Below are 12,565 nucleotides of genomic sequence, written 5' to 3'. Positions count from 1 at the left end.
TTTTCGAACGGTGGTTCGCCCCAGGTGAGCCCACCATATAAACGCAAAAAGGCCACCCGATGGGTGGCCTTTTTGCGTTTATATGGTGGGTCGTACTGGATTCGAACCAGTGACCAATTGGTTAAAAGCCAACTGCTCTACCAACTGAGCTAACGACCCGGTAGAGATTTTTGCCCCCGGCCTGGGCCGGGCTGCTGAAATATGGTGGGTCGTACTGGATTCGAACCAGTGACCAATTGGTTAAAAGCCAACTGCTCTACCGACTGAGCTAACGACCCAAAGGAGGCGCATATAGTAATGATTTCGCCTTAAAAGACAAGCGATTTTTTCGTGAATTTCCGGCTTTTTATTGGTAATAAACAAGCACTTATCACTGATAGCGGGTCGGGTCCGGTAAATTGGCGTCGACAAAGCCCTGACGTCGCAATCTACAGCTGTCGCAACGACCACAGGCTTTCCCATCCGCATCCGCCTGATAACAGGAGACGGTTGCACTATAGTCCACGCCCAGCTCCGCGCCCTTGCGCACAATATCCGCCTTGGTGAGGTGGATCAGGGGGGCATGGACACTCAAATGCTGCCCCTCTACCCCGGCACGTGTGGCCAGGTTGGCAAGGGTTTCAAAGGCGGCAATATACGCGGGACGGCAATCGGGATAACCGGAGTAGTCCACCGCGTTGACGCCAACGAAGATATCACTGGCATCCAGTACCTCAGCCCACCCCAGGGCAATAGAGAGAAAGACGGTGTTACGGGCCGGCACATAGGTAATGGGGATACCCTCGGTGGCCTCTTCCGGCACATCGATGCTCATGTCGGTCAATGCTGATCCGCCAATGGTACCGAGATCGAGCTGTACCACCTTGTGTTCGGCCGCCCCCATCAAACGGGAGGCGCGCTCCGCGGTTTGCAGCTCTATGCGGTGGCGCTGACCGTAGTCAAAGCTGAGGGTGTAGCACTCAAACCCCTGCTGTTGTGCCATAGCCAATACCGTGGTGGAGTCCAGGCCACCGGAAAACAGCACTACCGCCTTGGGTTTGTTCATGGATTTACCTCGTTGGTCATCAGCAGGAGATCAGGCTCAATGGCCCGGGGCGTCGTTCCACAACAACTTGTGCAGCTGCAGCTGAAAGCGCACGGTGAGCCGATCCGCCAGAATCCACTCCGCCAACGCCTTGGGATCCACCTGACCATAGCTGGGTGAAAACAGGACTTCACCGGCACGTTCACACAGCTGCCACTGATCTAGCTGCAGGCGCGCCCACTCATAGTCTTCGCGACTGCAGATGACAAACTTCACCTGGTCTGTGGGCGTCAGCAGGGCAATGTTGTCATAGAGGTTGCGCGCCACCTCGCCGGATCCGGGGGTCTTGAGGTCAACCACGCGACTGACCCGCTCATCCACCGCCGCAATACTCAATGCACCGCTGGTTTCCAGCGACACCTGCAAGCCCAAATCACAGAGCCGCTCCAGCAGTGGCAGGCAGGCAGGCTGGGCCAGGGGCTCACCACCGGTAACGCAGACGTGGGCGGCGCCAAAACCGGTAACCTGCTCGACAATGTCATCCAGCGCCAGTTTTTCACCACCAAAGAAGGCGTATTCCGAATCGCAGTAGTGGCAGCGCAGCGGACAGCCCGTCAGGCGCACAAACACCGTCGGCAATCCAACAGTGCGCGCCTCTCCCTGTAAAGAGAGAAAGATTTCGGTAATGCGAAGGGTCTGGGCAGACATTGGGGAATCCGGGCCACGTAAAAAGGGGCGAGATTCTAACCAAATTGAACAGATTTGGCGAACCCCCGGAAAGAAAGGACTTCACGGGAGCCGACCTGTCGCCTCAGCGCAGATTGTTATCCAGGTAACTGCGGGCCAGGCGAGCTGCGTTGGAATCCCCTGCCGCTGCTTTCTGCAGCAGCTCCCGCGCCTTTTTGCTGTCACCCAGGCGGTGATAGACCGTCCCCAGCTTATAGGTAGCATCGGGAACCTTGGCGTGGGCCGGGTGCTCGTCCAGCATGCGGGTAAACCACTGGCGCGCCTGCTCGTAATCTTCCTGCAGCAGGGCTATCTCACCCAGCCAGTACTGACTGTTGGCCGCATAGCGCCCCTGGGGAAAATCGCGCAGGTACTGGTTGAACGAGGTTACCGCCGCATCGTAGTCCTTTTTCTGCAGGACCAGATCAATGGCCGTGCGATAACGCTGAATTTCATCGGGAGCCTGGGCTGTGGTGTGGGTCGCCGGTACTGCACGCTCACCGCCGCTCCCTCTCACCGCCGGCGCAACTGCACCACCGCTGGACAATTCAGAGAGTCGCTTGTCGAGATTGACGTAATCATCCAGGCGCTGCTGTTTCAATCGCTGGATTTCGTGGGCCTGCTCTTCAACCATTCCCCGTAATTCCAGCACTTCCTGCTGCAGGGTCTGTATCTGATAGAAAAGGTCGGCCGGCGCTACGCCAATGGAGGGCGCAGGCGGAGGAGAAGTCGGCGTTGACCGGGCAGCGCCGGCCTGGGGACCCAGGAGTCGGTTAGTGGATTCCACCACTTCCACCTGGGCGCAGGCCGGAGCGACAACCAGAACGCAAGCCGCAGCCATTACGGCTGCGGTGTGTTTCAAATAACCCATGGAGCGGATTATTTCATCTCTACGCGACGGTTCATCTCGTAGGCAGCTTCGGTAGCGCCCACAACTGCTGGGTACTCTTCACCGTAGCTGACGGTTTCGATCATGGAAGCGTCTACACCTTGCAGAACCAGGTAGTCACGAACCGCTTTGGCACGACGCTCACCCAGAGCCATGTTGTACTCACGGGTGCCGCGCTCGTCAGCGTGACCTTCCAGACGTACCGCCTTTGGAGCAGCTTTCAGGTTTTCAGCGTGAGCAGTCAGGGCCGCACGGGCTTCCGGCTTCAGCATGGACTTGTCGAAGTCAAAGTAGAAAACGGTATCCAGCGCTTCTACTGCTTCGTCTGCCATGGTGTCAGTAGTATCCACAGCAGAGCTGTCCGCAGCGGAGCTTACCGCGCTGTCAGCATCAGCTGAATCAGTAGTTGTTGAAGTACTGGAACAACCTACCAGTGCCGCCATGATAACTGCCAGAGTAAGGCTTTGTTTGAGTGCAGAAGAGAGCATTGTTGACTCCTAAGTTGATGTGAACTTGCTTGTGTTACCTTTAATGACCCTGCCGGTTCCCTACCGTTTTGTGAAGTAAGGGGACCAGGCCGGCTCACGGACATCTCCCTGTTTCGACGGCAACCGGAATTTAACTCCCGCATCCAGGGATACTGCAGCCAGGATTCCTTTGCTGCGATCTTTGGTAGCGTAGAGCAACATGGCTCCGTTGGGCGCGATACTGGGCGATTCATCCAGATCCGTCTGGGTCAGTACGCGAATCATACCTGACTCCAGATCCTGTGTTGCGATGTGGAACACACCGTTGTAACGATGCACCATCACCAGCGATTTACCGTCCGGAGTAAAGCGTGCCCTTGCGTTGTAATCGCCGTCAAAGGTTAGACGTTCCACACGACCGCTGGCAAGCGTTACTTGGTAAATTTGTGGCTTACCGCCGCGATCTGAGGTGAAAATGAGGCTTTTTCCGTCATTTGACCACGCCGGCTCTGTATCAATGGCAAAGTGATTGGTGTGGCGCGTAAATACTCTTGTCGCCAAATCCAAAGTATAGATTTCGGGATTGCCATCTTTCGACAACACCATGGCCACCTTGCGACCGTCCGGAGAAAATACCGGCGCACCATTCAGGCCGCGGAAGTTGGTCAACTGCTGTCGCTCGCCCGTGGCCAACACCTGGCGGAAAATGGCCGGGCGGGTGGTTTCAAAAGATACGTACACTACCTGCTTGCCGTCCGGTGACCAGCTGGGTGACACAATTGGCTGGCTGGATTTCAGCAACTCTTTTTCCCGTGCGCCATCCACATCGGCCAGCATCAAGCGATAGCGTTTGTTACCAAACGCCTCGACGTATAGCATTTTGGTGGAGAAGGCGCCGCGGATACCGGTGATAGCCTCGTAGATGGCATCAGCCATGGCATGCGCCAGATCCCTGAGCCCCTGCGGGCCCGCCTGTACGTTGCGTTGCAGCACCTTGCGCTGCGACAGCACGTCGTAGAGCTCAAAGTCGAGGGAGTAGCCGCCACCGGGCACAGGATTGAGCCGGCTCAGCACCACATAGTCAGAGCCCAACACCCGCCAGTCGCGATAGAACACCTGATCACCAAACCGTGGCCACTGCAGCATGTCTTCGCGGGCAATGGGACGGAACTGGCCGGAACGGCGCAGGTCTGCCGCCGCGATTGCAGCAACATCTTCCGGCAACGCACCGCCGGTCCAGCCGGTGGGCACCACAGCAATGGCAGTGGGGTTATCCACACCCTGGGTGATCTCAATGGTGAGCTCAGCCTGAGCCTGTGCGGCAACAACCATCAAGGCCACTGCCAGCCACTGTCTCACTGCCCGATAAAATATCATTCGCTTCCTCGCTGCCTGCGTTACAGACGCAGATCCTGTGGGTCAAATACCAGCGTCAGCTGGCGAAAGTACTGATCAAAAATGTAACTGGGGATGTCGTTCAACCCCCGAAACCGTCCCACCCGCTTCACGGCCAGTTCGGCAGAGCGATCAAAGGCGTCGTTGCCACTGCTGCGCACCACGGTCACATTGACCACTTCACCGGTGGGTACCAGTTGCAGACGCAGCTCACACTTCATACCCCGGCGGGCCGACGGCGGACGACTCCAGTTCTGCTCAATCTGTTGTGCGATCAGCGCCACGTAACTCTGGGCGGTAGCCTCGGCCTGCTGTGCCTGAATCAACTCTTCTTCGTCTGCCAAGGCCTGGGCAATGGCCGCCTCGCGCTGCAACTGTTGCTCGCGAGCCACTCGCTCCCGCTCCTTGCGTTCGCGCTCCAGGCGATCCTTCTCGGCCTGCTGCTTCTGTTTTTCGGCCTCTTTGCGCTTCTTCTCTTCCGCCAGTTTTCGCAGTCGCTCGCGCTCGGCCTTCTCTTTTGCCAGCCGCTTTTTCTCCGCCGCTGCCTTTTGCAGCCGTTCCTGTTCGCGACGCCTGGCCGCCACATCCACCACCTTATTGGGTTTCGGCTGGGCCTGCGGCTTTTTCGATTTCGGCTCTATGGTAACCAGCGTCGCTTCCACATAGCGCGGTTTCACCTGCGACCGTGGCGGCTCGGCTGCTTCCCAACCCCAGGCCACGAACACCACCAACAGCAGGTGCGCCAGCACACTGACAACAATCGGCAGCCGATAGCTTCCCAGCCCGGTCCAGAAATCCCGCACCGATCTACAGCTCCGGCGGCTCGGTGACCAGGCCTACGGACGGGGCACCAGCCCCCTGCAGCGCGGTCATCATCGCCACCACCTGCCCATAGGGCACGGCGGTATCGCCCCACACCAGCACTTTGGTCGCCGGCTTGTTGCGCAAAATCTTCGCCACCATATCCTGGATCTCGGCCATTGGGCGGGCCTTCTTCTGCTCCTGGCCAACGTTGATGTAGTAGGCGCCTTTGGCGTCCACGGAAATAATCAGCGGTTCGTCCTGCTGATCATCCAGCGGCGCTGACGGTGCCTCCGGCAGCTCCACCTGCACCCCCTGCATCAACAGCGGTGCCGTCACCATAAACACCACCAGCAGCACCAGCATCACATCGATGTAAGGTACAACGTTGATTTCCGCCAGGGGCTTTTTCTTGATCTTGGGCCGGTACATAGCGCGCCTTTATCAACCTTTGTGGTGCAACTGGCGATGCAGGTAAGCCGTAAACTCCTCGGCAAAGGTGGTGTAGTGGTTTACCAGCCTTTCGGATACAGACGAGAATCGGTTGTAAGCGAGTACCGCCGGAATGGCCGCGAACAGTCCCATGGCTGTCGCCACCAGTGCCTCCGAAATACCGGGAGCAACCGTCGCCAGGGTGGCCTGATGCACATTGGCGAGGCCGCGGAAGGAGTTCATGATCCCCCACACGGTACCGAACAGGCCAACGTAGGGGCTGACAGATGCCACCGTCGCCAGGAACGAGAGATGGGCGTCGAGCTTCTCCTCTTCCCTCGCCAGCGCTACCCGCATGGCGCGTTGGGTGCCCTCCATAACCGTATCAGGATCCAGGCTCTGCTGGCGCAAACGGCTGAACTCTTTGAAGCCTGCACGAAAAACATGCTCTGCCCCTTCCACCACACCGGCCTGGGCACTGGCATTGCCATCGCGGTAGCGCTGGCTCAGTTCGGTACCGGAAGACCAGAACTCACTGTCAAAACGGGCAAACAGGCGCTTGGCTCGCCCCTGGTAGCGACCGTGCTTGACGATCATTACCCAGGAAACCACCGAGGCCATAAACAGGCACAGCATCACCAGTTGCACCAGCAGGCTGGCGTTGGCAATCAGGCTGAATATGGATAAGGATTGTGACTCGGCCATCCGGGATTTCCTTCTGCGACAATATCGTTGTGCGATTCTGTTGTTTTTAGCTGGCGCCGGTAATGCGCCTGTACATTGCGTTTTTGCGTGGCGTACCTGTTACTGCCCACACGGCCATCAGGCCGGCAGCAATTCCCGCCGCACCACACTGGCTACCCGTTCGGGCAACGCACAGGGTTTCATACTCTGCTGGTCCACACAGGCCACTTTGATACTGGCCTGGCAGATGGGTTCCTCACCGCGCATGACAGACTGCTCAAAAATGACATAACTGCGGGCCAGTTTGGAAACCCTGGCGGTTACAGTCAGCTCATTATCCAGCAGCGCCGGCTTTTGGTATTTAATCTCCGCCGAGTGCACAACCAGCAGGCACCCCTCATCCAGGATGGCAGGCTTGTCAAAACCCACACTGCGCAGAAGTTCGGTGCGAGCGCGCTCGAGATACTTGAGGTAATTGACGTAATAGACAATGCCGCCTGCGTCTGTATCTTCGATATAGACCCGGACAGTGATGGAAAAGTGCGACATAAACGGGGCTGGGCCGGAATTTGCTACCAGAAACAGGCAACAGTCTATCGATAGCACCCAGCTGTCGTAAATAAGCCAATGGCCAAAATGCCAACTATTTTTTGCTACTGGCTCACAGCAGAGCGAATATCACTCCGGCAACAGGTGTTTGGGCAGCGGCAAGGCAAAATGCTCATAGGCCAGTGCCGTCACCACCCGCCCCCGGGGCGTGCGCGCCATATAGCCCTGCTGGATGAGAAACGGCTCCAGCACATCCTCAATGGTATCCCGCTCCTCACTGATGGCCGCCGCCAGGCTCTCCACCCCCACCGGACCACCGGCAAACTTTTCGATCATGGCAAGTAAGAGGCGGCGATCCATATGATCAAATCCGCGCTCATCCACATTGAGCATGTTGAGCGCCAGGTCCGCCATCTCTTTGGTCACCAGGCCATCGCCTTTCACCTGGGCGTAATCCCGCACCCTGCGCAACAGGCGGTTGGCGATACGGGGGGTGCCGCGGGAACGCCGCGCCACTTCAAAGGCTCCCTCTTCCGCCATCTCTATCCCCATCAGTCGCGCCGAGCGGGCAACAATGCGGGTCAGGTCCGGCACCGAGTAGAACTCCAGCCGCTGCACAATACCGAAGCGATCCCGCAGCGGTGACGTGAGCAGGCCGGCACGGGTGGTCGCCCCCACCAGCGTAAACGGTGGCAGGTCCAGTTTGATGGAGCGGGCCGCCGGCCCTTCACCAATCATGATATCCAGCTGGAAATCTTCCATGGCCGGATAGAGCACCTCTTCCACATTGGGGCTGAGGCGATGAATCTCGTCAATAAACAGTACATCGCCGGGCTCCAGGTTGGTCATCAGCGCCGCCAGGTCCCCGGCGCGTTCCAGCACCGGGCCCGAGGTGGTCTTCAGGTCCACACCCATCTCGTTGGCAATGATATTGGCCAGGGTGGTCTTGCCCAGGCCGGGTGGGCCGAACACCAGCGTGTGATCCAGAGCTTCGCTGCGCCCCTTGGCGGCAGAGATAAAAATCTCCATCTGTTCCCGCACCGCCGGCTGCCCCACATAATCCGCGAGGGACTTTGGGCGCACAGCGCGATCCTGCACCTCTTCCATGGGCCTGGCCTGGGCGCCGATAAGACGCTCATCCTGCTGAAACACATCCTTCTCAATCATGGGCTGCTCTCACCTCAGGCCGGCGCCAGGCTGCGCAGTGCAAGACGAATCAAATCTTCGCTGCGCTCAACGGTTTTGTCCTTGAGCACACCGGTGACCAGCTTGCTCGCTTCAGTGGGCTTGTAGCCCAGGGCCACCAGCGCGCTTTCCGCCTCCGCCACCATATCGGAGCTGCTGCTTTTATTAGACTGGGGTGCACTGGCGGCTTCCAGCGCCGCCAGCGGCGATGCGGTCAACTCCCACTGGCTGAGCTTGTCCCGCAGCTCAACAATCAGGCGCTCGGCGGTCTTGCGGCCTACGCCAGGCACCTTCACCAACGCACTGACATTATCCTGCATCACGCACTGCACCAGCTGGTCCGCCTCCATGCCGGAGAGGATTGCCAGGGCCATTTTGGGCCCTACCCCGGACACCTTGATGAGAGTACGAAACAGGGTGCGCTCTTTGGCGGCGTAAAATCCGTAGAGAGTTTGCGCAGTTTCGCTGACAGCAAAGTGGGTGTGCAGACTCACTTCTGCGCCAATCCCCGGCAACTGGTAGAGGGTGGTCATGGGGACCAGCAGCTCATAACCGACGCCATTAACATCCACCAGGATTTCCGGCGCCTGCTTCTCTGCCAGCACGCCTCTGATACGACCAATCATGCAGGTTTGATCCTGTTATTTGTGTGTTTTACGGGAAGGCATCAGACCATGCGCCCGCGCCGGAAAGTACGGGCAGTGGCGACACGGATCATATGCTGCTGGGTATTGGCATGACACAGGGCTACCGCCAGGGCGTCCGCAGCATCCTCCTGCGGCAGCGCCGGCAACTTCAGCAGTGTCTTCACCATGTGCTGCACCTGATGCTTGTCCGCCCCGCCATTGCCTACCACCGACTGCTTGACCTTGCGCGCCTCATACTCGGAGACCGGCAGCATCTGGTTCACTGCAGCCACAATAGCGGCACCCCGCGCCTGCCCCAACTTGAGTGCCGAGCCCGCGCTCTTGGCCATGAACACCTGTTCGATGGCCATCTCCTGCGGCGAGTACTCTTCAATAATCTGGGTCAGGGAGTCAAAGATGATCTTGAGGCGCTCCGGCAGACTGATGGCCGGCATGCGGATAACACCACTGGTGACGTATTCGTGGCGGGAGCCCAGCTGATTAATGATCCCGAAGCCGGTTTTCACCGATCCCGGGTCTACGCCAAGAATAAGCGCCATGGATTCTGCCACCCCAACACTGTTTTTCTATCCAGTAGTTAGTGTGGCGACAAAGCCGGGGCAGGTCAAGACCAAAGTAGCTGGCGGCGCCGGATGCCGGCCCGCTTACCGTGACCCGCCACAGGCTCCTCCAGGTGTGTAGCCGTTAGTCAGGTGAATAGCGGGCAGGGATTGCCACGTGCCTGGCAGCTTTATATGCCCGATGATTTTCTCCCCGCCCTGAAACAAAAACGGCGGTGCACTCTCGTGACACCGCCGCTGCAGGACTGGCAGCTGCAATCAGCTGTTGCCCTCTTTCTTCTTGACGCGAATGCTCAGCTCGCGCAACTGATCATTGTCCACCGCACCCGGGGCGTCGGTCATCACACAGGCCGCGGTCTGGGTTTTGGGGAAGGCGATCACATCGCGAATGGAGCTGGCACCGGTCATCAGCATGATCAGGCGATCCAGGCCAAACGCCAGGCCACCGTGGGGAGGCGCACCATACTGCAGGGCATCCAGCAGGAAGCCGAACTTCTCGCGCTGCTCTTCAGCGCTGATACCCAGTACACGGAATACCGCCTGCTGCATCGCGCTGCTGTGGATACGCACAGAACCACCACCCAGCTCGGTACCGTTCAGCACCATATCGTAGGCCACGGAGAGGGCTGCAGACGGGTTAGCTTCCAGTTCTTCTGGCGAGCAGTTAGGTGAAGTGAACGGGTGGTGCAGCGCGGTGAGGCTGCCGTCGTCGTTCTCTTCGAACATGGGGAAGTCCACCACCCACAGGGGCGCCCACTCACAGGTGTAGAGCTCCAGGTCCGCACCCAGTTTGCAGCGCAGGGCACCCAGGGCCTCACTCACCACCTTGGACTTGTCAGCGCCGAAGAAGATGATATCGCCGTCGGCAGCACCCAGGCGCTGCATGATATTCATAGTCACTTCATCGCCGAGGAACTTGATGATGGGGGACTGCAGGCCTTCGATACCGGCCGCCAGGTCATTGACCTTGATCCAGGCCAGACCCTTGGCGCCGTAAATGCTGACAAACCTGGTGTAGTCGTCGATCTGCTTGCGGGAGATGTTGACGCCGCCAGGCACTTTCATGGCGGTCACACGACACTTGGGATCGTTGGCCGGGCCGGCAAACACCTTGAAGTCGATATCCTTGAGCAGGTCCTTGATCTCCACCAGTTCCAGCGGGATACGCAGGTCCGGCTTGTCGGAACCGTACTTCTCCATCGCCTCGGCGAACGGCATGCGCGGGAACTCACCCAGGTCCACGCCCTTGAGGGACTGGAACAGCTCGCGAATCATGCCTTCGGTCACCGACATGATCTGCTCGTCACTCATAAAGGAGGTTTCGATATCGATCTGGGTGAATTCCGGCTGGCGATCAGCACGCAGGTCTTCATCGCGGAAACACTTGGCAATCTGGTAGTAGCGATCGAAACCGGACACCATCAGCAGCTGCTTGAACAGCTGGGGTGACTGCGGCAGGGCAAAGAACTTGCCCTCGTGGGTGCGGGAAGGCACCAGATAGTCACGGGCACCCTCCGGGGTGGCACGGGTCAGGATCGGGGTTTCGATATCGAGGAAGCCCTCACCATCCAGGTAGTTGCGGATCGCCGTGGTCACTTTGGAACGGAAACGCAGGCGGTTCTGCATCTCCTGGCGACGCAGGTCCACATAGCGGTAACGCAGACGTACATCCTCACCCACACTGTTGTCGTGCAATGGGAACGGAGGAGTTTCGGCGTTATTGAGGATGGTTACTTCCAGGCCGTACACCTCTACTTCGCCAGTAGCCATGTTCGGGTTCACCGTCGCCTCGGAGCGCGCACGCACCCGGCCCTTCACCTGCAGCACATACTCACTGCGCACCTTGTCGGCAGTGGTGAAGTGATCAGCGGCATCAGGATCGAACACCACCTGCACAATGCCGTCCCGATCACGCAGATCGATAAAAATCACACCACCATGGTCACGGCGACGGTCTACCCATCCGCAGAGGGTTACTTCCTGATCAATAAATGAGGCATTGAGAGCGCCACAGTACTGGGTACGCATAAGCGTCGGTATCCTGTTCTTTAAATATGAGTCTTGCGTAACTGACCTACAGTGTAACCCCGGTGCTCAATCGCTGCCGGACTTCGCTGCCGGGGCTGGCGAAGAGGAGCTGCCGCCACTATCGCCTGCCAGGTTCTTTTTGTTGCCGGACTTGAAATCGGTCTCGTACCAGCCACCGCCCGAGAGACGGAATCCTGCGGCTGAAATCTTCTTCTGCAGGCTATCCCGGCCACAGGCCGGACAGTCTTTGAGCGCTGGATCGCTCATCTTCTGCAGGGCTTCCATCTGATGGTGACAAGCACCACATTCGTACTCGTAAATCGGCATCGATCCACCCAACCACACATGAATTGCCAATAACCATCCCCCGCCCACGTCGGGAGGCCTGTCAAAAACCGGCGATTATACTCCACCCGGCGGCTTCGATTAAAGCCATATCCCCGCCCATTTGCGTGTCCGGCAGATCCGCGCCAAACAAGCCTCTCGCGCCCTTTCGCCCCCCCACCCCTCTGTGCTGCCCCCCAAAAAATGAACACGGCAGGATTCCACTCAAAAAACCACGCTTTACTGCCGCATTTTTGTTGCGACCATCCTGGGAATCCTATATACATAGGCCCTAACGTTCTTCAAGGGCGTTAGAGCCTATAAAAACAGGCATTTTTGACTACAAGATCACTAAGGAAAGATCCCCGGGCCCAATCAGGGGAGCAAACACCATTCACCATAAAAAAGGAAACGCGATCATGGCCGCTAAGAAAGCACCTGCCAAGAAGAAAGCTGCCCCCAAGAAGGCTCCAGCCAAAGCTGCACCAGCCGCCAAGGCCAAAGCCGTAAAAGCCGTAGCCGAGCGCTACACCAAGACCCAGATGCTCAACCAAATCGCCGACAACACCCAACTGAGCCGCAAGCAGGTTCAGAGCGTGCTGGACGAGCTGACCGATATCATCGAAGGTCACGTTAAAAAGCGCGGTGTGGGTGAATTCGTACTGCCAGGCCTGCTGAAAATCAGCGCTGTGAAAAAGCCAGCCCGCAAGGCTCGCAAGAACGTTCCCAACCCCTTCAAGCCAGGTGAAACCATGGACGTTGCTGCCAAGCCAGCCAGCGTGCAGGTGAAAATTCGCCCGCTGAAGAAGCTGAAGGACATGGCCAGCAGCTGATTGGCAGGGGCGCCGGAGCGG

The 12,565-nt window shown here is 58.3% G+C and carries 15 protein-coding genes and 2 tRNA genes; 1 reads left to right on the top strand and 16 read right to left on the bottom strand.

Annotated elements, in window-relative coordinates:
* Nucleotides 1–83: 83 nt before the first annotated feature.
* From GSF27_RS16725 to GSF27_RS16650, 16 genes are all read right to left on the bottom strand, one after another.
* Nucleotides 84–159: transfer RNA gene (locus GSF27_RS16725), tRNA-Lys, on the bottom strand.
* A gap of 43 nt (nucleotides 160–202) precedes the next feature.
* Nucleotides 203–278: transfer RNA gene (locus GSF27_RS16720), tRNA-Lys, on the bottom strand.
* 92 nt (nucleotides 279–370) lie between these two features.
* Complete coding sequence (gene queC / locus GSF27_RS16715; protein ID WP_160971204.1) at nucleotides 371–1,045, bottom strand: 7-cyano-7-deazaguanine synthase QueC; 675 nt, start codon at nucleotides 1,043–1,045, stop codon at nucleotides 371–373.
* 36 nt (nucleotides 1,046–1,081) lie between these two features.
* Nucleotides 1,082–1,732, bottom strand: a complete 651-nt coding sequence (queE, locus tag GSF27_RS16710; protein WP_160971203.1) for a 7-carboxy-7-deazaguanine synthase QueE — start codon at nucleotides 1,730–1,732, stop codon at nucleotides 1,082–1,084.
* Nucleotides 1,733–1,835: 103 nt separating this feature from the next.
* Nucleotides 1,836–2,591, bottom strand: coding sequence for a tol-pal system protein YbgF (gene ybgF, locus GSF27_RS16705; protein ID WP_160971202.1), 756 nt, complete (start codon nucleotides 2,589–2,591; stop codon nucleotides 1,836–1,838).
* A 38-nt stretch (nucleotides 2,592–2,629) separates the two neighbouring features.
* On the bottom strand, nucleotides 2,630–3,127 hold the full coding sequence (gene pal / locus GSF27_RS16700) for a peptidoglycan-associated lipoprotein Pal (RefSeq protein WP_160971201.1): 498 nt from the start codon (nucleotides 3,125–3,127) through the stop codon (nucleotides 2,630–2,632).
* Nucleotides 3,128–3,187: 60 nt separating this feature from the next.
* Complete coding sequence (gene tolB / locus GSF27_RS16695) at nucleotides 3,188–4,483, bottom strand: Tol-Pal system beta propeller repeat protein TolB (protein ID WP_160971200.1); 1,296 nt, start codon at nucleotides 4,481–4,483, stop codon at nucleotides 3,188–3,190.
* Nucleotides 4,484–4,503: 20 nt separating this feature from the next.
* Nucleotides 4,504–5,304 carry a cell envelope integrity protein TolA gene (gene tolA, locus GSF27_RS16690; protein ID WP_160971199.1) on the bottom strand — a complete coding sequence of 267 codons (801 nt, stop codon included), beginning with the start codon at nucleotides 5,302–5,304 and terminating at the stop codon, nucleotides 4,504–4,506.
* A gap of 4 nt (nucleotides 5,305–5,308) precedes the next feature.
* The gene (gene tolR, locus GSF27_RS16685; protein WP_160971198.1) at nucleotides 5,309–5,734 is read right to left on the bottom strand and encodes a protein TolR; all 426 of its coding nucleotides are present in this window, start codon (nucleotides 5,732–5,734) and stop codon (nucleotides 5,309–5,311) included.
* Between the two features lie 12 nt (nucleotides 5,735–5,746).
* Nucleotides 5,747–6,439 (bottom strand): protein TolQ, encoded by a 693-nt coding sequence (gene tolQ / locus GSF27_RS16680; RefSeq protein ID WP_160971197.1) that lies wholly within the window; start codon nucleotides 6,437–6,439, stop codon nucleotides 5,747–5,749.
* A gap of 117 nt (nucleotides 6,440–6,556) precedes the next feature.
* Nucleotides 6,557–6,967: a tol-pal system-associated acyl-CoA thioesterase gene (ybgC, locus tag GSF27_RS16675; protein WP_202410516.1), complete on the bottom strand. Its 411-nt coding sequence runs from the start codon at nucleotides 6,965–6,967 to the stop codon at nucleotides 6,557–6,559.
* A 129-nt stretch (nucleotides 6,968–7,096) separates the two neighbouring features.
* Entirely contained in the window at nucleotides 7,097–8,074 is a 978-nt protein-coding gene (ruvB, locus tag GSF27_RS16670; RefSeq protein WP_370462625.1) for a Holliday junction branch migration DNA helicase RuvB, read from the bottom strand.
* A gap of 74 nt (nucleotides 8,075–8,148) precedes the next feature.
* Complete coding sequence (gene ruvA, locus GSF27_RS16665; protein ID WP_160971195.1) at nucleotides 8,149–8,778, bottom strand: Holliday junction branch migration protein RuvA; 630 nt, start codon at nucleotides 8,776–8,778, stop codon at nucleotides 8,149–8,151.
* Between the two features lie 41 nt (nucleotides 8,779–8,819).
* The gene (gene ruvC / locus GSF27_RS16660; RefSeq protein WP_160971194.1) at nucleotides 8,820–9,338 is read right to left on the bottom strand and encodes a crossover junction endodeoxyribonuclease RuvC; all 519 of its coding nucleotides are present in this window, start codon (nucleotides 9,336–9,338) and stop codon (nucleotides 8,820–8,822) included.
* A gap of 279 nt (nucleotides 9,339–9,617) precedes the next feature.
* Nucleotides 9,618–11,387, bottom strand: a complete 1,770-nt coding sequence (gene aspS, locus GSF27_RS16655) for an aspartate--tRNA ligase (protein ID WP_160971193.1) — start codon at nucleotides 11,385–11,387, stop codon at nucleotides 9,618–9,620.
* Nucleotides 11,388–11,453: 66 nt separating this feature from the next.
* On the bottom strand, nucleotides 11,454–11,714 hold the full coding sequence (locus GSF27_RS16650) for an FmdB family zinc ribbon protein (RefSeq protein WP_160971192.1): 261 nt from the start codon (nucleotides 11,712–11,714) through the stop codon (nucleotides 11,454–11,456).
* Between the two features lie 416 nt (nucleotides 11,715–12,130).
* Here GSF27_RS16650 and GSF27_RS16645 point away from each other — a divergent pair, with 416 nt between their 5' ends.
* Nucleotides 12,131–12,544, top strand: coding sequence for an HU family DNA-binding protein (locus tag GSF27_RS16645; protein ID WP_160971191.1), 414 nt, complete (start codon nucleotides 12,131–12,133; stop codon nucleotides 12,542–12,544).
* Nucleotides 12,545–12,565 lie beyond the last annotated feature (21 nt).

The sequence above is a fragment of the Pseudomaricurvus sp. HS19 genome, from assembly GCF_009857815.1.
Taxonomy (GTDB): domain Bacteria; phylum Pseudomonadota; class Gammaproteobacteria; order Pseudomonadales; family Cellvibrionaceae; genus Pseudomaricurvus.
This window is presented reverse-complemented; position numbering and strand designations above follow the sequence as displayed.